The sequence below is a fragment of the Rhodanobacter denitrificans genome (assembly GCF_003335105.1).
Classification (GTDB): domain Bacteria; phylum Pseudomonadota; class Gammaproteobacteria; order Xanthomonadales; family Rhodanobacteraceae; genus Rhodanobacter; species Rhodanobacter denitrificans_A.
Genome location: NZ_QFWQ01000007.1, coordinates 12,606 through 34,114, shown reverse-complemented (window position 1 = coordinate 34,114; position 21,509 = coordinate 12,606). Strand labels below are relative to the sequence as shown.

Genomic DNA, 21,509 nt, shown 5'->3' with positions numbered 1-21,509 from the left:
GCATAAAAAACCGCGCCATCACCGGCGCGGTTTTTTTGTGGATGGATGTCCGGCTCAGTTCGATTGCACGCCGGCTTCCTTCAACGATTCGAGCCTGGCCAGGTCGATGCTGGCCACCGCCTGTTTCAGCTGGTCGATGCCGTCGACATTGCCGTTCGCCTTCACCGTGAAGCGCTTGCCGACCACCATGCTGTACTCGCCGAACTTCGATTGCGTGTCCCACGCCTCGTGGACCAGGTTGCCGTCGGCGCTGTAGGTCTTCTCGTAGCCGTGGTCGGTCTGCTTCTCCTCCTCCGACTCCATCGCGGCGGCCAGCGACATGAAGCCCCTGGCGCCGCCGGTGTCGGAAACTTCCAGCGTGATGTGCTGGCCGTTGCCGGCCGAATAGTCGCCACTGGCCTGGGAGATCTGCATGCCCATCGCCGCATTCCGCTGGGCGGACAGGCTGGTGCGCTTGAAGTTGCCCAGGTCGTCGGGCAGGAAGGCCCTGATCTGGTCGGGCGCCAGCGCCTCCACGCCGCCGTCGCCACCCATCATCTTGCCCATCGCGGCGGATTGCGCGGCGCCGTCGCCGGATTTCTGTGCGGCCCCCGCGTCCTTGCCGGCCTGCTCGGCGCGCTGGTTCATCGCGGCGAACTTGCCCAGTGCGCTGTTGCCGTCGATGGTGACGCTGTCGCCGTTGCTGCCGGTGACCTGCGTGCCGCCCATCGTGGCGCCGGTCATCGCGGCGGTGCCGACCACGCCAATGACGATGGCGCCGACGATCCAGCTCAGCACGATGGCGATGATCACGCTGACCGCGGTGTAGCCCCCGGCCTTGTGCGGTGGGCACTTCATCGTATGCGGCAGGCCCAGGTAAAGCAGATAGATGCTGTATATGCCGCCGGCGAGCCAGATCAGCCAGCCCAGCCACGGCACGATCACCGCGATGCCGGCGACCCAGCCGGCAGTCCACGAGTAGGCCACGGTCTTCAGCGCCTGCGTCATGTCTTTCTGGCCGCCGAAGGTGGGCGCCAGCGCGTTGATGATCAGCGCCATCACGTAGACGAGCACCATCGCGAGCACGAAGTGCAGCACCATGCCCACGATGCCCATGCCGATCGGCGTGCGCACGGTGATGCCGAACGCACCGCTGCCGATCAGGCTGCCCTTGATGAAGCTGGCGATGATCGGCAGGGCGGCGACCACCGCGATGTAGCCGCTGTAGAGGCCGTTCACCGAGGTCGCCTCGGCGGCGACGACGGGCCACTCCGTCTTCGGCGTGGTCAGGATGGCCTTGATCCGCTCGATGATCTTTCCGAAGTCCATGGTCGGTTCCCCAAGCTCGTGTCAGTGGACCCGACCCAAGGCGGCGGACCGGGGCTGGTGTACTCGCTTCGTGACAATCGCTGCGGCAACCTGGCAGCGGTTCGGCCACGGCTGCATCCCGCTTTCCCTTGTCTGCCCCCCGACAGAAGGCTGCAGCCTGCTACCATTTGCGGCCTGCTGTCCAGTCCGGAGCCCTCCGATGCCATCCCCTCATTCCCCGACGGCGCCGCTGGTGCCGGCAAATGCCGAAAATCGTTACGAAGTGACGCGCGCGGACCTGCCGCTGTCCTGCCCGATGCCCGGCATGGCGCTGTGGAATTCGCACCCGAAGGTGTACCTGCCGATCGTCGATGACGGCGGCGAGTCAGTCTGCGCCTATTGCGGCGCGTGCTACGTGTTGCGCGACTGACCCGGCGGCCGGTCCCCGAGCTACTGGCGGCACTGTTTTTGCATGCCTCCAGGGAATGAAGGCATCCAGCCCCGAACTCATGTCCAGCATCGCCGTGCCTGCCAAGCTGCTGACGGTGGTCCAACTGATCCCTGCGCTGCAGTCCGGCGGCGCGGAGCGCTCGGCGCTGGAGATTGCGCGTGCGCTGGTGCAGGCCGGCCACCGTTCGGTGGTGATCTCGGCCGGAGGGCGCCTGGTCGAGCAACTGCAGGCCGAGGGTAGCGAACATGTCACGCTGGATCTGGGTCGCAAGTCACTGTTCACGCTGGCGCGGCTCGGTGCGCTGCGGCGGGTGCTGCGCGAGCTGAAGCCGGACATCGTGCATGCCCGCTCGCGGTTGCCCGCCTGGATGGGCTGGTGGGCATTGAAGGGCATGTCGCCGCGGCCGCATTTCGTCACCACCGTGCACGGGCTCAACTCGCCGGGTCGCTACAGCGCGATCCTGCTGCGCGGCGAGCGCGTGGTGGCGGTCTCGCAGACTCTGCGCGACTACGTGCTGAGCCATTATCGCTGGCTGGAACCGGGGCGGGTGCGGGTGATCCCGCGCGGCATCGATCCGCAGGCGTTTCCCTACGGCCACCGGCCGGACGAGACCTGGCGCAAGGCGTTCTTCGCCGAGTTCCCCGTGCTCGCCGAGGCGCCGCTGCTGACCTTGCCGGGGCGCGGCACGCGGCTGAAGGGCCATCACGACGCGATCGAGCTGCTGGCCGACCTCAAGCGCCGCGGCATCGAGGCGCGCTTGCTGCTGCTGGGCGTGATCGAGCCCGGGCGCGAGGCCTACCTGGCTGAGTTGCAGGAGCTGATCCAGCTGCGCGGCATGGCCTCGCAGGTGGTGATGACGCCGCCGCGCCACGACGTGCGCGACATCTATGCGGTTTCGGCGCTGGTGCTACAACTGTCGAATCGGCCCGAGTCGTTCGGGCGCACGGTGATCGAGGCGTTGTCGCTGTGCCGGCCGGTGCTCGGCTACGCGCACGGCGGCGTCGGCGAATTGCTGGCCGAACTGTACCCGGCCGGCCGGGTGCCGCCCGGTGACCGTGAGCGGTTGGTGGAACGGGCCGCCGAACTGCTGCGGGTAGCGCCACCGATCTCGCCGCTGCAGAGCTATCGCCTGAGCGACATGCAGCAGGCCACGCTGGCGCTGTACGACGAGGTGGCCGCCGGCTGAGGCGGCAGCGGGCGCGTCCGCTCGCCTACAATGCGTGATCGTCTCCGTACCGGTCCGCGCATGAATTCCTTCGCTACCTCGCTCAAGGCTGCGCTGCGTTCCCCGCTGTTGCCGTTCTGGCTGGTGATCGCGCTGCTGCCGTTCGGGCGCAGCTCCGAACTGGGCACGGCGCTGTGCCTGCTCGGCGTGATCATGCTGTTCTTGCGCGACCCGCAGGCCTTGCGCGGGCATCCGGGGGGGCGCCTGCTGCTGTGGCTGCTGGCCGCCTACGTGGGCGCGGCGCTGCTGTCTGCCGTCGATGCGATCCGGCCCGGCAAGAGCTGGGGCACCGTGGTGGCGCTGCTGCGCTACGCGCCGCTGGGTCTGTACGCCTGCTTCGCGATCCGCCGCGAGCAGAAGCTGCAGGCGCTGTACGTGGCGGTGGCATGGGTGCTGGCGCTGTGGTGCGCCGATGCCTGGGTGCAGGCACTGACCGGCTGGAGCCTCGGCGGGCACGCCGAGGCCCAGCGCGTCTCCGGCATCTTCGGCGCGGACAACCTCAAGCTGGGCCCGAGCCTCGCCGTGCTGTCGCCGTTCGCACTGTGGGCGGCGCGGCGACGCTGGGGCTTGCCGGGCCTGCTGGTCGCCTTCCTGCTGGTGCTCGGCCCGGTACTGCTGGCCGGCTCGCGCGCAGCCTGGCTGTGCTATGCGCTGGTGGCGCTTGGCTTCGCCTGGCGCGAGGCAAGGTCGCCGTTGCGCTTCGCGGGATTCTGCGCGATCGCGGCGGTGCTGCTGGCACTGGCCGGCGGCCTCGCCTGGAAAACCTCGGCGCGCTTCCATGACCGGATGGATCGCACCCTGCTGGCGCTGCACGGCACCGACCAGTCGGTCGACGCCGCGCTCAGCGGCCGGCTCGATATCTGGCACGCCAGCCTCGGCATGTTCGCGGCGCATCCGGTCAACGGCGTCGGCGTACGCGGTTTCCGTTATGCCTATCCGCAGTACGCGCCGGCGAACGATCATTTCGTGGCCGGCGGCGAGGCCTGCGGGGTGGGCGAAGGCGCCTGCCATGCGCATCAACTGGTGCTGGAAATTCTCACCGAGACCGGCACGCTCGGCCTGCTGCTGTGGCTGGCCGGACTCGTGCTGGCGCTGCGCGCATGGCGCCGGGTCGGCGCGGCAGCGCGGGCGCGGGCGTTCCCGGCCACGCTGGCGCTGGGCGTGATGCTGTTCCCGCTGAACACCCACCTGGCGTTCTATTCGGCGTGGTGGGGCCTGCTGTTCGCCTGGCTGCTCGGGCTGTGGTGCGCCAGTCTATTTGTAGCCGGCATCCCTGCCGGCAAAGAAGAGCCCGGCATCCGTGCCGGACTCCTCAAAGAAGCACGCCCTCAGGGGACGCGCGGTGGGGCGTGAACAGCTGTCGGTAGTGGTGACCACGTTCAACAGCGCCGGCACGCTCGACGCTTGCCTGCGCTCGGTGGCCTGGGCCGACGAGATCGTGGTGCTGGACTCGGGCTCGACCGACGCCACCGTGGCGATCGCCGCGCACCACGGCGCGCGCATCCACACCCAGCCATTCGCCGGCTACAGCGCGCAGAAGCAGGCGGCGATCGACCTGGCCAGCCATCGCTGGGTGCTGCTGCTGGATTCCGACGAGTCGCTGGATGCGGACGCCGCGGTGCCGCTGCAGCAGGCGCTGCGTGCACCGGCGCAGGCGGGCTACCAGCTGTGGCGTCGCGAGTGGCAGTTCTGGCGCTGGCAGTCGCGGCGCGGTCGGCTCAACCATTACGTGCGCCTGTTCGACCGGCAGCGGGCGCGCATGAGTGGCCACGAGGTGCACGAATCCGTGCTGGTGGATGGCCCGGTGGGCGTGCTCGACGTGGTCATCGACCACTACGGCGAACCCGACATCGCCGGTCGCGTGGCCAAGGCGAACCGTTACTCCACCTTGCAACTGGCCGACCTGGACGGTCGCCAGGTCGGCTGGCTGCGCTTGCGCATGGTGGCGTATCCGGCGGTGGCATTCCTGCGCTATTACCTGCTGCGCGGACACTGGCGCTCCGGTTGGGCCGGTTTCATCGCGGCGCGCATCCACGCGTTCTATGCCTTCCTGAAGTACGCGAAGCTGTACGAACAGCGGCGCCGGCAGCAGGGCTGATCGGGTGCGCGGATCAGCGGTCGGTGGTCAGGATCCGCACGAACTCGTCGGCGATCACGCCGGTGCTGAAATGGGACTGCACGAACGCGTGCGCGGCCACGCCCATCGGCATGCGCATGGACGGATCGCACAGGGCGAGGATGGCGTCCCGCCATGCGGCCACGTCGCCCGGCGGCAGCAGCAGGCCGCTCACGCCCGCGTCCAGCGTCTCCGGAATCCCGCCGATGTCGCTGCCCAGCACCGGTACGCCGGCGGCCTGCGCCTCGATCGAGACGCGGCCGAAGGTTTCGGTCGCGATCGACGGGAAGGCCAGCATGGACATCACGCTGTAATAGGGATGGACATCGGCGATCCAGCCCAGGAAGTGGTGCCGCGCGGCCAGCGGGTGGGCGGCGGCGCGTTCGCGCAGCGCCTGCGCATCCGGGCCGTCGCCCAGCCACAGGCAATGGAGCCGCGGCTGTTCCGCCATGGCCGCGCTGGCCGCCTCGAACAGCGGGAAGATGCCCTTGCCGTTGTGCATGCGGCCGCTGTAGCCGAGCACGATCGCGCCCTCATCCAGGCCGAGCGAGCGCAGGATCTCGCTGCGCCGCTGCGGATCGGGCCGGCACAGCTCCATGTTCACCGGGTTGTACAGCACCTGCACCAGCCGGCCCGGGATGCCGCGGTCGAGATAGGCCTGGCGGGCGTGGCGGGAGACGGCCAGGAAGCGTTGCGCGAGGCGCGGGACCAGCCACGCCGAGAGGCGTTTCATCGGCGGCGTGCGGTGCCGGAACAGCGCGACCGGTACGCGCAACAACCGCCCGGCCAGGATCAGCGGCCAGTACTCCTTGCCGAAATTGCCGACCAGCCAGTCGGGGCGCAGCTGCCGCGCCGCTGCGAAGACGGCGGCATAGCCGCGCAGGTCGAACACGTTGCGGAACTTCGCCTTGGTCAGGCGGACACGGGATGTCGACAGTCCCTGCCAGATCAGGCCGTCGGGATAGGCCACCACGCCGACGTCGTGCCCGGCCTCGGCCATGGCCTGCACCAGCGCGACGAAATGGCTGGCGGCGCCGGTGTTCTCCGGATTGGTGCCGACGAAGAGCAGTTTCACCCGCGCCGATCCTCGTAGCCGGTCAGGGTCCGCATGGCGAACTGCGGCAGCAGGTGGTGGCGCGCGATCTGGATCCGCGGCAGTTGCCACAGGTCCATGCCGGCGTGCGCCCGGCCGCGCCGGGTCGTGGTGGCGGCGGCGTAGCCGGCCTCGCGCGCCACGCCGGCCACGCGGTCGTCGGCGTCGCCGTAGGGGTAGCAGAATTGCGTGACCGGCGCGCCGAGGCGGTCCTCCAGCGTCACCTTGCAGCCGTGGATCTCGTCGCGCAGCTGCGCGTCGCTGCATTGCGTCAGCCGCGGGTGGCTCTGGGTGTGCGCGCCGACTTCCATTCCGCCGCGATGCCACTCGCGCAGCTGCTCCGTCGACATCAGCGGCTTGCGCAGGCCCAACCGTTCGGAGTCCCACTGGTTGTAGCGCCCGATGCTGCCGCTGACGACGTAGCAGGTGGCGCTGAAGCCATGACGCTGCAGTACCGGCAGCGCCGCGTCCAGGTTGTCCGCGTAGCCGTCGTCGAGGGTGATGACGACGACGCGACCGGTACGCTCGCCGCGCAGGTAGGGCATTGCCGCGGACATCGACAGGCCGGTATAGCCGAGCCGGTGCAGCAGCCACATCTGCCGCGCGAACGCGGCCGGGCTCACGAACAGGCTGCGGTACACGCGCAGGTCGCGCGGCGCCTGCGCGATGTTGTGATACATGAGGATCGGCAGGGCATGCGTTCCCTGCGATCTGACCTGACCCATGCCGACTCCTCCGCCGACGGTGTGGTGAAGAGACGGCCATGATACGGAACGCCGCGACGCCCGCGCGACTTGCCGGGCGGGCATCGGGAGCTTCCTGCACGAGGCCGGCATTCGGCGCGAGGACGGTTCGACGTGGTCGGCGCCCGTTCGCGGAGACGGCGCCATTTCAGCGGGTCAGGCTTTCGCCCAGCTGTCGTGCGGCGTCAGTAGACCGCGGGTGCGCCGGCGGGCCGCGTCTTGAAGCGCTTGTGCACCCACAGATACTGCTCGGGCGCCTCGCGCACCATCTGCTCGATGCAGACGTTGATGCGCGCCGTGTCGTCCAGCACGTCCGTGCCGGGAAAACCTTCCAGCGGCGCGCCGAGGCGCAGCGCGTAGCCATCGCCGCCGGGCAGGCGGCGATGGAAGAACGGCACCACCAGCGCGCCGGACATCCGCGCCAGGTGATGGGTGGCGGTGATGGTGGCCGCCGGCACGCCGAAGAACGGCACGAACACGCTGTCCTTGCTGCGCATGTCCTGGTCCGGCGCGTACCACAGCGTGCCGCCGCCGCGCAGGTATTTCACGGTGCCGCGGATGTCGTCCTTCTCGAACATCGCGTCGGCGTAGTCCAGCCGCGCGCGCAGCACCGCCCATTCGAACACGGCCGAATCCATCCGCCGGTACATCCCGGCGATGCGGATGCGCTGCGAGACCAGCCGCGCGCACAGCTCCAAGTGCGAGAAGTGGCCGCCCACCAGCAGCACGCCCTTGCCCTGCGCGCGCGCCGCCTCGAGGTGTTCCAGCCCTTCGATGCGGGTGGGGATGGCGGCCATGCGGCGGTCGCTGCCCATCCAGCCCAGCGCGAACTCCACCAGCATCAGGCCGATGTCGCGCAGGTTCGTCTCGACGAGCGCCTTCTGCGCCGCGGCATCGAGTTCGGGGAAGCACAGCGCGATGTTCGCCGCGGCGATATGCCGCCGCTCGGAAGGGATCCGCGGCACCAGTGCGCCCAGCCGGCGCCCCAGCCCCATCAATGCGCGCTGCGGCAGCCGCGCGATCAGCCAGATCGCGGCCACGCCCAGCCAGGCCGGCCAGTGGCGCGGCGCAAGCAGCGAGCGGGTGAAGGTGGGGCGGGGCATGCCGGGCATCGTGCGCATTGTAGTGGAGGCGGGAACCGGCAACGGACCGCGGGGCGACAGCGTGCCGCAGGCCCCGGTCATGGCCCCCGGTTCGCGATTCCCCGGTCCCGTATACTGCCGCGCTGGACTGACGGGCCGTGACGTTGCGCTACCTCTATACCCTGGCAATGTTCCTGGTGACGCCGCTGCTGGTGCTGCGCCTGCTGGCGCGGGGGGTGCGTTCGCGGCCCTATCACCGGCGCTGGCCGGAGCGTTTCGGCTTCTTCGATCCGCCCGGCTTCAGCGGCAGTCTGTGGGTGCACGCGGTGTCGGTGGGCGAGGTGAATGCGGCCGAGCCGCTGATCAAGGCGCTGCGCCGCGATTATCCGAACGCGCCGCTGGTGGTCACCACGGTCACGCCGACCGGCACGGCGCGCGTGCACCAGCTGTTCGGCGACAGCGTGTTCCACGTCTACCTGCCGTACGACCTGCCGTACTCGGTGAGCCGCTTCCTTAAGAAGATCCGGCCGAGGCTGGCGCTGATCGTGGAAACCGAGATCTGGCCAAACCTGTATTTCGCCTGCCGCCGGCGCGGCATTCCATTGATGATCGTCAATGCGCGGCTGTCCGAACGCTCGCTGCGCGGCTATGCGCCGCTGCGCGGGCTGGCGCGCTCGGCATTGCGCTGCGTGCGGCTGATCGCGGCGCAGTCGCGCACCGACGCCGCGCGCTACCGGCTGCTCGGCGCTACCCCGGAGCAGGTGCTTGTCACCGGCAACATGAAGTTCGACATGCCGATCCCGGACGGCGCGGTGGCCGTCGGCGCGGAGATGCGCGAGCACTGGGGCCGGCGGCGGCCGGTATGGATGGCGGCCAGCACGCACGAAGGCGAGGAACTGGCGGCACTGGAGGCGCACCTGCAGGTGCTGCAGCGGCTGCCGGACGCGCTGTTGCTGCTGGCGCCACGCCACCCGGAGCGCTTCAAGCTGGCCGAGAATGCGGTGCGCAGCCTGGGCTTCTCGGTCGCCACGCGCAGTGGTGAGGGCGTGCCGTCGGTGTCGCACCAGGTGTTCGTGATCGACGCCATGGGCCAGCTGATGCCTTTCTTCGCGGCGTCCGACGTCGCCTTCGTCGGCGGCAGCCTGGTGCCGATCGGCGGCCACAACGTGCTGGAGCCGGCGGCCCTGTCGGTGCCGGTGCTGGTGGGGCCGCACACGTTCAACTTCGAGGAGATCACCCGCAGCCTGATCGAGCACGGGGGCGCCGAACGCGTGGCGGACGCCGCGCGGCTGGGCTCCGGCGTGCTGACGTTGTTGCGCGATACCGCCAGGCGCGAGCGGATGGGGCAGGCGGCACAGCAGGTGTTCCAGCGCGAGCGCGGTGCGGTGCAGCGGGTGATGCGGCTGATCGACGCGCTGCTGCAGGAGTGATTCCGCAGACGGCAAAACGGCCGGGGCAAGCCCGGCCGTCTGGCGCGTGCGTGGCGCAGCGGCTTACTGCAGCAGCGCGTTGATCGTCTCGATGTCCTTCAGGTCGGCAGTGCCGGCGGTCTGCTTCAGCAGCAGCTTGTTGAGGATGAACTGGTGACGGGCCTGCGAGTAGCTGCTCTCCGAGGAGGTCAGGACCTGGATCGCCAGCAGCACGTTGGTCATCGTCTGGGTGCCGACCTCGAAGCCCGCGCGGGTTGCCTCGAGCGCCTTGCGGCCGGATTCCACCGAGGCTTTCGCCGACTCCACCTGGGCAATGCCGGCGATCACCGAGCGGTAGTAGTTGAGCGTGTCGCGCACGATCTGGCGGCGCTGCGCTTCCATCGCGTCGGCAGCGGCATCGCGCTGGTAGATCGACTGGCGCACGCGCGACTGGGTCGCGCCGCCGGAGAAGATCGGCACGTTGAGGGTCAGCCCGATCGTGGTCGAGGCCGGATCGTGGTAGCGCGCGGAGGCGTTGGTGTCGGACCAGCCGGCATCCTTGCCGTAGCTGACGCCGGCGGTGATCGTGGGCAGGTGGCCGGCGCGTGCGGCGCTGATGTTGTGTTCGGCCGTCTGCACGTTGCTCTTCTGCGCGAGCAGGCTCGGGCTGGTCTGCAGCGCCTGCTTCACCCAGCTGTCCTGGTCGGCCGGCTCCGGCGGCTGCATCGGCAGGTCGTCGCGCAGTTTCTTCAGGTCGCCGGTGGGCTTGCCGGTGATCTGGGCGAGCGCCTCGCGGGCGTCGTTCACCGCATTCTGCGCAGCGATGGTCTGCGACTTGGCCGCCTCGTAGTAGGCCTTGGCCTGATACACATCGGTGACCGCCGAGAGCCCGACCTTGAAGCGCTGGTCGGACTGCTCGTACTGCTGCCGGAACGCATCCTCGTTGGCCTTGGCGTAGGTCAGCTCGTCGTCGCTGGTCAGCACGCCGAAATAGGCGGAGGCGACGCGCACGTACAGCTCCTGCGCAGCAGCCTGGTACAGCTCGTCCTGGGCCTCCGACGCCGAGTGCGCGGCCTTGAGGTTGGCGTACTTGCTGAAGTCGAGCACCGTCTGGCTGAGCGTACCCTTGAGCGAGCGCGAACGGGCATGGCCGATGAGGTTGCCGCCGTGGGTCTGGTCCAGGCTCAGGCTGGCGTTGACCTGCGGCAGCAGCAGCGCGCGCGCCTGGTCCACCCCTTCGCCGGTGGCCAGCCGGGAGGCGTCGGCCTGCGACAGCACCGGGTCATTGGCACGCGCCTCGCGGTAGGCATCGAGCAGATCCTCGCCGTGGCTGGGCAGCGAGATGGCGGCCAGGGCCAGTGCAAGGGTAAGCAGCTTCAAGCGCATGGGATGCCTCGTGGGGATGGTTCGGGAGAGGTCAGAACACGAACCGTTGCGGCGGCTCGGCATGGGTCAGGTAGGGAAGGTCGGTTTCGAACAGGGTTTCTTCGCGACAGCGGCCGGCACCCTCGTGGGTCAGCAAGGTGGCCTGCTGCACCGGCGACTGGCCGCGGATGACCAGCGCGCGTGCGCCGGGCTTGAGCCAGGCCAGCCAGCGCGGCGGGATCGCATGCACCGCGCCGGTCACCACCAGCGCGTCGAACAGGCCGTCGGGCTGCCACTCGTTGACCGCCTCGCCGGTGGCCACGTTGGCGTTGGCGATGCCGGCATTCTGCAGGCGCCGGGCGGCGGCCGCGGTGAAATCGGCATGGATGTCGACGCTGCTCACCCGGGCCGCCAGGCTGGCCAGGCAGGCGGTGAGGAAGCCCGAACCGGTGCCGATTTCCAGCACGCTGTCGGTGGGCAGCAGTTCCAACGCCTGCAGGACGCGGCCCTCCACCACCGGCTTCATCATCACCTCGCCGTGGCCCAGCGGCAGGCACAGGTCGGCGAAGGCAAGCTGGCGGTGCTCGGCAGCGACGAAATCCTCGCGGCGTACGCGGCCGAGCACGTCCAGCACGCGGCCGTCCAGCACTTCCCAAGGGCGCACCTGGTTTTCCACCATGTTCAGCCGCGCCTGCTCGATGTTCATCGCCATCTGCTCGTGTCCCGTACGGATCGAAAAAGGTCAAAAAGGATAAGCGCTGGCGCCCGGCCCTACAATGACACCTTCGACGCAGGCAAGCCTGCCGGTTGCCGGCGGCCCTACGAAGTGCCGGAAGTCATCGCGGCCGACCGAGGGTCAGCCGCTCCATGCGGATGCCGGCGCGGCAGGCGCCGGGCCATGGGAGGCGGCCTTCTGGAAAATAATTGAACCGATGCGTATAATAAAGCTTGAACATCCGTTTGTGAAGGTGGAGGCATGAGCAGCAGCACGCAAATCAAATCCCAGGGACCAGGCCGCCCGAAGGACATGGAGAAGCGTGCGGCTATCCTGGCGGCAGCCAAGGCGCTGTTCATCCGCAATGCCTTTGCCGGCACCAGCATGGATGCGATCGCCGCGGACGCCGGCGTGTCCAAGCTCACCGTGTACAGCCACTTCGGCGACAAGGACAACCTGTTCCGCGAAGTGATCCGTTCGCGCATCCAGGACCTGCTGCCGGAGGAGACCTACTCCTTCGATCCGAAGGCCGACATCCGCGAAGTGCTGATGCGGGTGGCGCTGACCCATGCCCACCTGGACTGCAACGCCGAGACCGTGGGCACGTTCCGTGCCATCCTCAGCGACTGTCGCCAGGGCAACCCGCGCTACGGCAAGCTGATGTGGGAGGAAGGCGCGATGCGAACGCATGGCCTGATGGAACGCCTGCTGAAGCAGGCGGTTGACGCCGGCCGGCTGGACATCGACGACGTGCCGCGCGCCGCCGTGCAGTTCCTCACCCTGATCAAGGGCAACCTGATGATGCGCCAGATGTTCGGCTGCACCGGCTGCACCGACAGCTATATCGAGGAAATCGAGGCGACGGCACGCGCCGGCGTCGAGACATTCCTGCGCGCCTACCTGCCGCGCTAGGAGCCCGGACGGTTCCTACCGCCCATTATCCTCGGCAGTGCTCGCCTGCACCCCCCGCTTCGTGCTTGAATGGCGCCGTTCTGAAGCGGGGGTGCCGACCACGGTCGGCTGAGAGAGTCCCTTCGAACCTGATCCGGCTCGTACCGGTGTAGGGAGCTTCGTCGCACGACATCCACCCTCGTGCGTCCGGCATCGCCGCTTTGTTGCTGTATGCGAATTCCTCGCAAGGATCCGCACGTCCTTGCGCGGACCCACAACAAAGCGCGTCCCCGCGGGGACGCGGGTGAATGCCGGAGCCATGCCGATGAATGCCCAGCCCTTCGACCTTGCGCGCGCCGCGCAGGAACTTTCCGAGTCCGTCGTGCGGCCGATCCCGGGTTCGCGCAAGATCCATGTGCCGGGCAGCCGGCCCGACCTGCGCGTGCCGTTGCGCGAGATCGTCCAGGCCGATACGCCGGCGATGTTCGGCGTGGAGAGGAATCCGCCGGTCACCGTTTACGACACGTCCGGCCCGTACACCGATCCGGACCATCGCGTCGACCTGGTCGCCGGCCTGCCGCCGCTGCGTGCCGCATGGATCGCCGAACGCGGCGACAGCCAGGTGCTCGGTGGCCGGAGTTCCGAATTCGGCCGCCGCCACGCCGCCGCGCCGGAACTGGCGGCGATCCGCTTTCCGCATCTGCCCGCGCCTCGCCGCGCCAAGGCTGGCGCCAACGTCACCCAGATGCACTATGCGCGCCGCGGCATCGTGACGCCGGAGATGGAGTACATCGCGATCCGCGAGAACCAGCGCATCGAGGTGCTGGGCGACAGCGCGCTCCGCGTCCAGCATCCGGGCCAGTCGTTCGGCGCCGCGCTGCCGCGCCTGATCACGCCGGAGTTCGTGCGCGACGAGGTGGCGCGCGGCCGCGCCATCATTCCCGCCAACATCAACCATCCGGAAAGCGAGCCGATGATCATCGGCCGCAACTTCCTCACCAAGATCAACGCGAACATCGGCAATAGCGCGGTGACCTCGTCGATCGCCGAAGAGGTCGAGAAGATGGTGTGGTCGATCCGCTGGGGCGGCGACACGGTGATGGACCTTTCCACCGGCAAGCACATCCACGAGACGCGCGAGTGGATCTTGCGCAACGCGCCGGTGCCGATCGGCACGGTGCCGATCTACCAGGCGCTGGAAAAGGTGGGCGGCGTGGCCGAGGAGCTCACCTGGGAGCTGTTCCGTGACACGCTGGTCGAGCAGGCCGAGCAGGGGGTCGACTACTTCACCATCCACGCCGGCGTGCTGCTGCGCTTCGTGCCGCTCACCGCCGGGCGTGTCACCGGCATCGTCTCGCGCGGCGGCTCGATCATGGCGAAGTGGTGCCTCGCGCACCACAAGGAGAACTTCCTCTACACGCACTTCGAGGACATCTGCGAGATCATGAAGGCCTACGACGTGTCCTTCAGCCTCGGCGACGGCCTGCGCCCCGGCTGCATCGCGGATGCCAACGACGCGGCGCAGTTCGGCGAGCTGGACACGCTGGGCGAGCTCACCCAGCTCGCCTGGAGGCACGACGTGCAGACCATGATCGAAGGCCCCGGCCACGTGCCGATGCAGCTGATCAAGGAGAACATGGACCGACAGCTGGAGAAGTGCGGCGAGGCGCCGTTCTACACGCTGGGGCCGCTCACCACCGACATCGCGCCGGGCTACGACCACATCACCAGTGCGATCGGCGCGGCGATGATCGGCTGGTTCGGCACCGCGATGCTCTGCTACGTGACGCCGAAGGAGCACCTGGGCCTGCCGAACAAGCAGGACGTGCGCGACGGCATCATCGCCTACAAGATCGCCGCGCACGCGGCTGACCTCGCCAAGGGCCATCCCGGCGCCCAGGTGCGCGACAACGCACTGAGCAAGGCGCGCTTCGAGTTCCGCTGGGAGGATCAGTTCAACCTCGGCCTCGATCCGGACAAGGCGAAGGAGTTCCACGACGAGACGCTGCCGAAGGATGCGCACAAGTCGGCGCACTTCTGCTCGATGTGCGGACCGAAGTTCTGCTCGATGAAGATCACCCAGGACGTGCGCGACTACGCTGCCGAACATGGCGTCGAGGCGTTCGCGGCGATCGACGAGGGTATGGCGGAGAAGGCCGCCGAGTTCCGCGCGCGGGGCGCCGAGGTCTATCGCCGCACCTGAGCGGGCGGTTGAAGCGCTCTTCACCCGGCTTTTTCGCGCGCCTGCCTAGGCTGGAAAGCCACGTCATCCAGAGGAGCAGGTCATGGCCAAGAGCAAACCTTTCGTCAGCGACATCGAGAACATCCGCAAACGCGCGCGCAAGGATATCGACAAGGGCGCGATGACGGCGGGCTACAGCGCCGACCGCACCACCGTGGTCAAGCTGCTCAACCATGCGCTGGCGACCGAGATCGTCTGCGTGCTGCGCTACAAGTACCACTACTACATGGCGTCGGGCATCAACTCGCAGGCGATCAAGGGCGAGTTCCTGCAGCACGCGAATGAGGAGCAGGGGCACGCCGACCTGATCGCCGAACGGATCACCCAGCTCGACGGCAAGCCGAACCTGTCGCCGGAAGGCCTGCTCAGCCGCAGCCACGCCGATTACGCGGAAGGCGACGACCTGGTCGACATGATCAAGGAGGATCTGGTGGCCGAGCGCATCGCGATCGACAGCTACCGCGAGATGATCGATTACATCGGCAGCGACGATCCCACCACCCGCCGCATGCTGGAGGGCATCCTGGCGATGGAGGAGGAGCACGCCGAGGACATGAACACGCTGCTGGAACAGCTCGGCAAGAAGGGCGAGCCGGCCAAGCCTTCGCCCGCCAGGAAGGCCGTGGGCAAGCGGAGTTGATTGTCCCAGGCGGCACCGGCGCGCGCCGCCGGTGCCGTCACCAGCCGGCCAGCACCAGCTTGCCGATCGTGCGACCCGATTCCAGCCGGCGGTGTGCCTCGCGCAGGTTCGCCGCGTTGATCGGGGCCAGCGTCCCGGTGCGCGTGCCGCGCAGTTCGCCGGCGTCGATCAGTCCGGCGACCCGTTCGAGGATGCGGCCCTGTTCGGCCATGTCGGCGGTGCCAAAGCGCGGCCGCGCGAACATGAATTCCCAGTGGATGCCGATGCATTTGGCCTTGTACGGATCGCCGATCCTCAGCGCGTTGGCCGGTTCCACGATCAGGCCGACGTGGCCTTGCGGCGCCAGCAGCTGGCCGATCGCTTCCCAGTAGTGGTCGGTATCGGCGAGGTTGAGCACGGCGTCGACCTGGCCGAAACCCAGCGCCTCCAGCTGCGGCGCCAGCGCATGGTGGTGGTCGAGCACGTGGTGCGCGCCCATCGTGCGGCACCAGTCGATGGTCTCGACGCGCGAGGCGGTGGCGATCACCGTGAAGCCCGCGCGCCGCGCCAGCTGGATCGCGATCGAGCCCACGCCGCCGGCGCCGCCGATGACCAGCAGCGATTTGCCTTCGCCGCCGAGTTCGCTGTCGAACGGCATGCGCTGGAACAGCAGCTCCCACGCGGTCAGCGCGGTCAGCGGCAACGCCGCCGCCTCGGCCAGCTCCAGCGACCGCGGCGCATGGCCGGCCAGGCGTGCGTCGACCAGTTGGAATTGTGCGTTGCTGCCAGCGCGGGTCACGTCGCCGGCGTAGTACACGCGATCGCCGGGCCGGAAGCCGCCGACCGAATCGCCGATCGCCTCCACGACGCCGGCGGCGTCGTAGCCGAGCACCTTCGGCTGCGCCTCGATCTGCGGCTTGGGCGAACGGATCTTGGTGTCGACCGGATTCACCGATACCGCTTCGACGCGCACCAGCAGGTCGTGCGCGCCGGGTACGGGGGTGGGCAGTTCGACGTCGAGCAATGACTGCGGGTCGTCGATCGGCAGGTAGCGGGTTAGGGCGACGGCTTTCATGGGGTAACTCCGGCAGCAGACCGGGAGGGCCGGTGCCGGAAGCGGAGTGCGCTCGGCGAATGGTCTGCTCCCGCGGAGCGACAAGGATACGGCGCCAGCCCGGCCGCCGCCGAGATCCGGCGGGCGCCGTCGAGGCGCCGATAGCCGTGACACTCAGCGGATGGAAGCTGAGGGCCGGTCCTGCACGTGCCCCGCGTCCCGCCCGGCCGCGGTTGGCCAAAACGCACAAACCCCGCCGAAGCGGGGTTTGTGCGCGGTGCGGCCACGTGTTCCGCAGGGAGTCCGCACCTGACAGGCTCAGCCGCTGATGGCGTCCTGGTAGCGCTGGAAGCCAGCCAGGATCTCGGCCTTCGCCTCGTCGGCGCCGACCCAGCCCTCGACCTTCACCCACTTGCCTTTCTCAAGATCCTTGTAGTGCTCGAAAAAGTGGCCGATGCGTTCCAGCCAGTGCGGCGAGACGCCCTTCATGTCGTTGATGTGCGCATAGCCGGGGAACACCTTGGGCGAGGGGATCACCACCAGCTTCTCGTCGCTGCCGGCCTCGTCGGTCATCTTCAGCATGCCGACCGGATGGCAGCGGATCACCGAACCGACGGCCAGCGACAGCGGCAGGATCACCACCGCGTCCAGCGGATCGCCGTCGCCGCCCAGCGTGCGCGGCACGTAGCCGTAGTTGCAGGGGTAGCGCATCGGGGTGGACAGGATGCGGTCCACGAAGATCGCGCCGCTTTCCTTCTCCACCTCGTACTTGACCGGCTCGGCATCCTTGGGGATTTCGATGATGACGTTGATTTCTTCCGGCACGTTGCGGCCGGCGGAGACGAGGTGCAGACCCATGGACTGTCCTTGGCGGTAAAGGGAAAAATGAGGTTCGCAAGGATACGCCAAACACTGCTGCGATGCAGCAGTGGCGGGGTGCCACACTGGCCGGTCAGGCTTTCGCCGGCTTCTTGTAAGGCCGTTCGCGCAGCCATTTGGTGGCGATCCACTTCTCGCCCTCCAGCACCGGCAGGCCGGCGTGCAGCGAGCTGCGGTCGCCGCCCTCGTAGGCGAAATACACCGCCGTGCCGCGCCGCGCGGTGATGGTGAGGCCGGGTTCGGGGAACGCCGTGCCGCCGCCCCGGGCGGGTGTATTCAGATACATCACCACGCTGGCGATGCGTTGGCCGCCGACGGCAGTGATCGCCTCGTAGCCCGGCTGCTCCGGATCGAACCAGTCGAAGTGCGGCTCGTATTCCTGGCCCGGCAGGTAGTGCAGGATCTGCAGCCCCTCGCCGTGGTTCGCCGGCACGCCGAGCAGGGCGGCAAGGCGCTGTTCGATGCGGCCGACCAGCGGCACTTCGTTCAGGGTGAAGAACATGCCCTCGCTGGTGCGTCGCCGATCCACCTGCTGGCGCCCCTCGCTGTCCACGGTGAGCGCGCGCTGCAGGCGCGGCCGCGCCAGCGCGATCAGTTCGTCGCATTCCTGTGCGCCGAGGACGTTCTCCAGTATGCGCAGCGCCGGCGCGTCGACGCTGAGCGAGACGCCGATGGCGTGCCCGTCCACATGGACTTCCGGAGCCTCGGGGTGCTTCGTACGAAGGCCCGGCTGCGCCCCTTTGGCACTGCCGGCAAGCAGCGCCGCCAGCGGCAGCTTCAGCACCTCGGCGACGATGCTGCGGCTCTGCCGCGGGTCGTAGCCATGTTCCTTCATCAGCTTCAGCACCTCCGGCACGCCGTGGCCGGCGCGCGTGGTGGCGAGGATCCATTCGCGCAGTTCGGGGCTGATCGTGGTGTGTGGGTGCATGGCGGTGCGGGCGTGGACCTGTCCAAGCTTACTTCACGCCATTCAGGATCGACGCGAAGCCACCGGTTAAGGTCCGCTTGCCTGCTTGAACCCGCCGCCCGTCGACGTTTACCCTGCCGCCTTGCCTGGCAAACCATGGTGACTCATGCGCTGGATACCCGCGGCCGCTCTTTGCTGCCTGTCGCTCGCCGGTTGTGCGGCCATACCGGCCCAGAAGCCCGTCGACGACATGGCTTCGACCCCCGCTCCACCGCAACCCTTCCTGTCGCCGCGCCCCTTGCCACCGCCACCACCCCCGCCGCCCTCCGGCTATTTTGCTAATCCGGCAGCCATGCGATCGTTCTACAAAGCCCCGGTTTATCCGGGCTTTGAAGCGATCTACGGCGTGCAGGGCACGACCATGCTGCTGATCCTGATCGGCAAGCAAGGCAGCCCGCTCGACATCAAGGTTGTCCGCAGCTCGGGTTCGCGCAACCTTGACCGGGCGGCTATCACGGCGGCCATCGCGTGGCGGTTCCGGCCGGAAATCAAATACGGCTACGCGGTCGACGGTTACGTGCGTGTCCCGGTGGTGTTCACCGACACGCTCACCAACGAGCCGGACTGGTGGCAGGCCTATCGGCAGGCGCCGATCAGCGTCGATCGGGTACCTATCGGCTACACCTCGGTGGCGGCAGCCGTTGCCGGGGTGGCGGCACGGGTTCACCAGGCCGTGTACGACGGCACGGGCGATCAATTCCATATCTACCGGATCTACGATGCCCATCTCGCGCCGCACGAGCTCTGGTATTTCACCGACATCTCGACCGACCGAGCGATGGCCGTCCGCTACACTTTCGCAGGCACGCCCGATCACCCCATGACAAACGTGGCCGTGCTCTGCGACCACGCAGACCTGTGCGGACAGCGCATGGCCGCCGTCATGTCCGGACCCTATGCCATCCGTATGGCTGCGCGCGGCGGAGATGCCGTGAAATAACAGCCTCTCGGCTCGGATGCGCGAGCACTCGAGTCGAATCCGGGCATCTTTGGAAACGCGGAATGGTCCACACTGCCAAGCCGATTCCCGTGGCGCAAGACGCCATGGGACGTCTTGCGGGTGGCGCATACGTCTTTGCCTACTTCAGCTGGTCCCACAGGAAGTCGTAGGCCATCGCGTGCATGTGGGCGGATTGCTGGTTGTCCGCGCCGGCGCCGTGGCCGCCTTCCAGGTTCTCGTAGAACCAGACGTTCCCGTGATCTTGCGCCTGCATCCTCGCGGCCATCTTGCGCGCCTGCACCGGGCCGACGCGGTCGTCGCTGGTGGCGGTGTAGAACAGCACCGGCGGATAACGGCCGTCCCTCTTCACATTCTGGTACGGCGAGAAGGTCCTGATGAAGCTCCAGTCGGTGCCGTCGGGGTTGCCGTACTCGGCCATCCACGAGGCACCGGCGGACAGGTGGATGTAGCGCTTCATGTCCAGCAGCGGCACCTCGCAGGCGATCGCGCCGAACAGCTGCGGATACATCGTGAGCATGTTGCCCATCAGCAGGCCGCCGTTGCTGCCGCCTTCGGCGCCGAGGTGCTTCGCCGAGGTCACCCCGCGGCGGACCAGGTCCTGCGCCACCGCGGCGAAGTCCTCGTAGGCGCGCGGGCGGTTCGCTTTCAGCGCGGCCTGATGCCACTGCGGGCCGTACTCGCCGCCGCCGCGGATGTTGGCGATCACGTAGACGCCGCCGCGTTCCAGCCACGCGCGGCCGACGCTGCCGCTGTACTGCGGCTGCAGCGAGACCTCGAAGCCGCCGTAGCCGTACAGCAGGGTGCGGTTGTTGCCGTCCAGCTTGAGGCCCTTCGGGGCGATCTCGAAATACGGCACGCGGGTGCCGTCCTTCGATTGCACGAAGTGCTGGCTGACCGCGAACTTCGCGGCGTCGAAAAATGCCGGCGCCTGCTTGATCGTCTCGGCCGCCGTGCTGCCAAGCACGCCATGCTTCAGCGACGACGGCGCCAGGAAGCCGGTGACGTCGAGCCAGTACTCGTCGCTGTGGTCGGGGTCGGTGTCGACCACGCGGATGGTGCTCATTGCAGGCGCGCCCGGCATGGCCTCGCGCTTCCAGTTGCCGTCGGGCGTGGCCATCTGTGGCGGGGTCAGCACCTCCAGCCGGCTCTTGACGTCGTCCATCAGGTTGAGGATCAGGTGGTCCTTCGTCCAGGCGTACGAGTCCAGCGAGGTGCGCGCGTCCGGTGCGAACAGCACGACGAACCGGCGCTTGCCGGCCATGAAATCATCGAACTTCGTCGCCAGCAGGGCGCCGGCCGGGTAGTGGTCGCCGCCGATCGTCCACGGCGAACGCGTCTGCACCAGCAGCCATTCGCGATGGGCGTCGGCGTTCGCATCGGTCGGCATCTCGACGCGCCTCAGCTGGTTGCCGATGCGCTGGTACAGCTCGCTGTGGAAGAAATCCTTGGCGACGGAGACGAAGTCGCGCTCGTAGCCCGGCGTGCGATCGTGCGATGCGCCGACTGCGAGATCGGTCGGCTTGCCCTCGTACACGGTGACGGCCGCCGCCAGCGGCGTGCCGCGCTTCCACTCCTTGGCGATGCGCGGGTAGCTCGATTCGGTCATCGAGCCGGGGCCGAAGTCGGTGCCGACGTAGAGGGTGTTTTCATCGATCCAGCCGACCTGGCTTTTCGCCACCGGCAATTCGAATCCGCCTTTCACGAACGCCTTGTGCGGAATGCTGAACTCGCGCACGGCCACCGCGTCGCCGCCGTCCGGCGACAGCGAGACCAGACAGCGCTCGAACGCCGGCTTCAGGCATTCCACGCCCTTGAACACCCAGCGCTTGTTCTCGACCCGGTTCAGCGCGTCGACGTCCAGCAACGCTTCCCACGCCGGTTCGGTCTTGCGGTACTCGGCCAGCGTGGTGCGCCGCCAGATGCCGCGCGGGTGCGCCTTGTCGCGCCAGAAGTTGTACAGGTAGCTGCCCATCCGGTTGACGTAGGGAATGCGCGCTTCCGAGTCGAGCACCTCGAGGATGCTGTCGCGGGTACGCGCGAACTCGGCGTTGTCGACGAACTGTTTCGCGGTCGCCGCGTTCTGCTGCTTCACCCAGTCCAGCGCGCGGGCGCCGTGGATGTCCTCCAGCCACAGGAACCGGTCGTCGCCGGCCGGCGCGGCCTCGGGCGTGGAGCGGGGTGTTGTGTCGCGGGCGTGGGTGTCATTCATGCCCGCCAGTGTGACGCCGAGTGCCAGCATCAGCCAGACCGATTTCATCGTGTGCTCCCAGGTACGCGAGTGGACGTGATGGACGGGGCACGCCCGCCGCCGGCCGAGCGTAACGCCGCGGTCGCGGGGCCGCCCGTGGCTAAAGTCAGGCGCGCGGGCCGGAAACGAAGATCCCGCCACGCGGGCGGGATCTTCGCGAGC

19 protein-coding genes and 1 riboswitch are annotated in these 21,509 nt (G+C 68.3%); of the genes, 9 read left to right on the top strand and 10 right to left on the bottom strand.

Annotated elements, in window-relative coordinates:
* Window positions 1-54: 54 nt before the first annotated feature.
* Complete coding sequence (locus DEO45_RS11990) at window positions 55-1,308, bottom strand: Yip1 family protein (RefSeq protein WP_114343957.1); 1,254 nt, start codon at window positions 1,306-1,308, stop codon at window positions 55-57.
* A gap of 199 nt (window positions 1,309-1,507) precedes the next feature.
* On the opposite strand from DEO45_RS11990, the gene DEO45_RS11985 reads away from it, so the two are divergent.
* The 4 genes from DEO45_RS11985 to DEO45_RS11970 all read left to right on the top strand — a co-directional run bounded on the left by DEO45_RS11985 (window position 1,508) and on the right by DEO45_RS11970 (window position 5,061).
* Window positions 1,508-1,717 (top strand): zinc-finger domain-containing protein, encoded by a 210-nt coding sequence (locus DEO45_RS11985; RefSeq protein ID WP_114343955.1) that lies wholly within the window; start codon window positions 1,508-1,510, stop codon window positions 1,715-1,717.
* Between the two features lie 79 nt (window positions 1,718-1,796).
* Window positions 1,797-2,924 (top strand): glycosyltransferase, encoded by a 1,128-nt coding sequence (locus DEO45_RS11980; RefSeq protein WP_114344390.1) that lies wholly within the window; start codon window positions 1,797-1,799, stop codon window positions 2,922-2,924.
* A 60-nt stretch (window positions 2,925-2,984) separates the two neighbouring features.
* Window positions 2,985-4,316 carry an O-antigen ligase family protein gene (locus tag DEO45_RS11975; protein ID WP_114343953.1) on the top strand — a complete coding sequence of 444 codons (1,332 nt, stop codon included), beginning with the start codon at window positions 2,985-2,987 and terminating at the stop codon, window positions 4,314-4,316.
* On the top strand, window positions 4,306-5,061 hold the full coding sequence (locus DEO45_RS11970; RefSeq protein ID WP_114343950.1) for a glycosyltransferase family 2 protein: 756 nt from the start codon (window positions 4,306-4,308) through the stop codon (window positions 5,059-5,061). The genes DEO45_RS11975 and DEO45_RS11970 overlap by 11 nt, the downstream gene beginning before the upstream one ends.
* A 13-nt stretch (window positions 5,062-5,074) precedes the next feature.
* Here the strand turns inward: DEO45_RS11970 and DEO45_RS11965 are convergent, their stop codons facing one another.
* From DEO45_RS11965 to lpxL, 3 genes are all read right to left on the bottom strand, one after another.
* On the bottom strand, window positions 5,075-6,154 hold the full coding sequence (locus tag DEO45_RS11965) for a glycosyltransferase family 4 protein (RefSeq protein ID WP_114343947.1): 1,080 nt from the start codon (window positions 6,152-6,154) through the stop codon (window positions 5,075-5,077).
* Window positions 6,151-6,897 carry a polysaccharide deacetylase family protein gene (locus DEO45_RS11960; protein ID WP_114343944.1) on the bottom strand — a complete coding sequence of 249 codons (747 nt, stop codon included), beginning with the start codon at window positions 6,895-6,897 and terminating at the stop codon, window positions 6,151-6,153. Before DEO45_RS11960 ends, DEO45_RS11965 begins: the two co-directional genes overlap by 4 nt.
* A gap of 203 nt (window positions 6,898-7,100) precedes the next feature.
* Window positions 7,101-8,018: an LpxL/LpxP family Kdo(2)-lipid IV(A) lauroyl/palmitoleoyl acyltransferase gene (gene lpxL, locus DEO45_RS11955; protein WP_223250858.1), complete on the bottom strand. Its 918-nt coding sequence runs from the start codon at window positions 8,016-8,018 to the stop codon at window positions 7,101-7,103.
* 143 nt (window positions 8,019-8,161) lie between these two features.
* On the opposite strand from lpxL, the gene waaA reads away from it, so the two are divergent.
* Window positions 8,162-9,427: a lipid IV(A) 3-deoxy-D-manno-octulosonic acid transferase gene (waaA, locus tag DEO45_RS11950; RefSeq protein WP_114343938.1), complete on the top strand. Its 1,266-nt coding sequence runs from the start codon at window positions 8,162-8,164 to the stop codon at window positions 9,425-9,427.
* A gap of 63 nt (window positions 9,428-9,490) precedes the next feature.
* Here the strand turns inward: waaA and DEO45_RS11945 are convergent, their stop codons facing one another.
* Window positions 9,491-10,792: a TolC family outer membrane protein gene (locus DEO45_RS11945; protein ID WP_114343936.1), complete on the bottom strand. Its 1,302-nt coding sequence runs from the start codon at window positions 10,790-10,792 to the stop codon at window positions 9,491-9,493.
* 31 nt (window positions 10,793-10,823) lie between these two features.
* Entirely contained in the window at window positions 10,824-11,483 is a 660-nt protein-coding gene (locus tag DEO45_RS11940) for a protein-L-isoaspartate O-methyltransferase family protein (RefSeq protein ID WP_114343934.1), read from the bottom strand.
* A gap of 264 nt (window positions 11,484-11,747) precedes the next feature.
* Between DEO45_RS11940 and DEO45_RS11935 the strand changes: the two genes are divergently transcribed.
* The 3 genes from DEO45_RS11935 to DEO45_RS11925 all read left to right on the top strand — a co-directional run bounded on the left by DEO45_RS11935 (window position 11,748) and on the right by DEO45_RS11925 (window position 15,259).
* Window positions 11,748-12,398: a TetR/AcrR family transcriptional regulator gene (locus tag DEO45_RS11935; protein ID WP_114343931.1), complete on the top strand. Its 651-nt coding sequence runs from the start codon at window positions 11,748-11,750 to the stop codon at window positions 12,396-12,398.
* A 77-nt stretch (window positions 12,399-12,475) separates the two neighbouring features.
* Window positions 12,476-12,570, top strand: a riboswitch (TPP riboswitch).
* Window positions 12,571-12,702: 132 nt separating this feature from the next.
* Window positions 12,703-14,580 carry a phosphomethylpyrimidine synthase ThiC gene (gene thiC / locus DEO45_RS11930; RefSeq protein WP_114343929.1) on the top strand — a complete coding sequence of 626 codons (1,878 nt, stop codon included), beginning with the start codon at window positions 12,703-12,705 and terminating at the stop codon, window positions 14,578-14,580.
* Between the two features lie 82 nt (window positions 14,581-14,662).
* The gene (locus DEO45_RS11925) at window positions 14,663-15,259 is read left to right on the top strand and encodes a ferritin-like domain-containing protein (protein WP_114343926.1); all 597 of its coding nucleotides are present in this window, start codon (window positions 14,663-14,665) and stop codon (window positions 15,257-15,259) included.
* 37 nt (window positions 15,260-15,296) lie between these two features.
* Here the strand turns inward: DEO45_RS11925 and DEO45_RS11920 are convergent, their stop codons facing one another.
* The 3 genes from DEO45_RS11920 to DEO45_RS11910 all read right to left on the bottom strand — a co-directional run bounded on the left by DEO45_RS11920 (window position 15,297) and on the right by DEO45_RS11910 (window position 18,099).
* On the bottom strand, window positions 15,297-16,313 hold the full coding sequence (locus tag DEO45_RS11920) for a zinc-binding alcohol dehydrogenase family protein (RefSeq protein WP_114343924.1): 1,017 nt from the start codon (window positions 16,311-16,313) through the stop codon (window positions 15,297-15,299).
* Window positions 16,314-16,610: 297 nt separating this feature from the next.
* Window positions 16,611-17,150 (bottom strand): inorganic diphosphatase, encoded by a 540-nt coding sequence (gene ppa / locus DEO45_RS11915; RefSeq protein ID WP_114343922.1) that lies wholly within the window; start codon window positions 17,148-17,150, stop codon window positions 16,611-16,613.
* 94 nt (window positions 17,151-17,244) lie between these two features.
* Window positions 17,245-18,099: a 2OG-Fe(II) oxygenase gene (locus DEO45_RS11910; RefSeq protein WP_114343920.1), complete on the bottom strand. Its 855-nt coding sequence runs from the start codon at window positions 18,097-18,099 to the stop codon at window positions 17,245-17,247.
* Between the two features lie 145 nt (window positions 18,100-18,244).
* Here DEO45_RS11910 and DEO45_RS11905 point away from each other — a divergent pair, with 145 nt between their 5' ends.
* Window positions 18,245-19,078, top strand: a complete 834-nt coding sequence (locus DEO45_RS11905) for an energy transducer TonB (RefSeq protein WP_114343918.1) — start codon at window positions 18,245-18,247, stop codon at window positions 19,076-19,078.
* A 139-nt stretch (window positions 19,079-19,217) separates the two neighbouring features.
* Here the strand turns inward: DEO45_RS11905 and DEO45_RS11900 are convergent, their stop codons facing one another.
* Window positions 19,218-21,356, bottom strand: a complete 2,139-nt coding sequence (locus DEO45_RS11900) for a prolyl oligopeptidase family serine peptidase (protein WP_114343915.1) — start codon at window positions 21,354-21,356, stop codon at window positions 19,218-19,220.
* Window positions 21,357-21,509 lie beyond the last annotated feature (153 nt).

What these genes read in the sequence shown, in the direction of transcription:
- DEO45_RS11990 (WP_114343957.1), bottom strand. Translation starts at nt 1,308, where the DNA reads ATGGACTTCGGAAAGATCATCGAGCGGATCAAGGCCATCCTGACCACG.
- DEO45_RS11985 (WP_114343955.1), top strand. Translation starts at nt 1,508, where the DNA reads ATGCCATCCCCTCATTCCCCGACGGCGCCGCTGGTGCCGGCAAATGCC.
- DEO45_RS11980 (WP_114344390.1), top strand. Translation starts at nt 1,797, where the DNA reads ATGTCCAGCATCGCCGTGCCTGCCAAGCTGCTGACGGTGGTCCAACTG.
- DEO45_RS11975 (WP_114343953.1), top strand. Translation starts at nt 2,985, where the DNA reads ATGAATTCCTTCGCTACCTCGCTCAAGGCTGCGCTGCGTTCCCCGCTG.
- DEO45_RS11960 (WP_114343944.1), bottom strand. Translation starts at nt 6,897, where the DNA reads ATGGGTCAGGTCAGATCGCAGGGAACGCATGCCCTGCCGATCCTCATG.
- lpxL (WP_223250858.1), bottom strand. Translation starts at nt 8,018, where the DNA reads ATGCCCCGCCCCACCTTCACCCGCTCGCTGCTTGCGCCGCGCCACTGG.
- DEO45_RS11945 (WP_114343936.1), bottom strand. Translation starts at nt 10,792, where the DNA reads ATGCGCTTGAAGCTGCTTACCCTTGCACTGGCCCTGGCCGCCATCTCG.
- DEO45_RS11940 (WP_114343934.1), bottom strand. Translation starts at nt 11,483, where the DNA reads ATGGCGATGAACATCGAGCAGGCGCGGCTGAACATGGTGGAAAACCAG.
- DEO45_RS11935 (WP_114343931.1), top strand. Translation starts at nt 11,748, where the DNA reads ATGAGCAGCAGCACGCAAATCAAATCCCAGGGACCAGGCCGCCCGAAG.
- thiC (WP_114343929.1), top strand. Translation starts at nt 12,703, where the DNA reads ATGAATGCCCAGCCCTTCGACCTTGCGCGCGCCGCGCAGGAACTTTCC.
- DEO45_RS11925 (WP_114343926.1), top strand. Translation starts at nt 14,663, where the DNA reads ATGGCCAAGAGCAAACCTTTCGTCAGCGACATCGAGAACATCCGCAAA.
- DEO45_RS11920 (WP_114343924.1), bottom strand. Translation starts at nt 16,313, where the DNA reads ATGAAAGCCGTCGCCCTAACCCGCTACCTGCCGATCGACGACCCGCAG.
- ppa (WP_114343922.1), bottom strand. Translation starts at nt 17,150, where the DNA reads ATGGGTCTGCACCTCGTCTCCGCCGGCCGCAACGTGCCGGAAGAAATC.
- DEO45_RS11910 (WP_114343920.1), bottom strand. Translation starts at nt 18,099, where the DNA reads ATGCACCCACACACCACGATCAGCCCCGAACTGCGCGAATGGATCCTC.
- DEO45_RS11905 (WP_114343918.1), top strand. Translation starts at nt 18,245, where the DNA reads ATGCGCTGGATACCCGCGGCCGCTCTTTGCTGCCTGTCGCTCGCCGGT.
- DEO45_RS11900 (WP_114343915.1), bottom strand. Translation starts at nt 21,356, where the DNA reads ATGAAATCGGTCTGGCTGATGCTGGCACTCGGCGTCACACTGGCGGGC.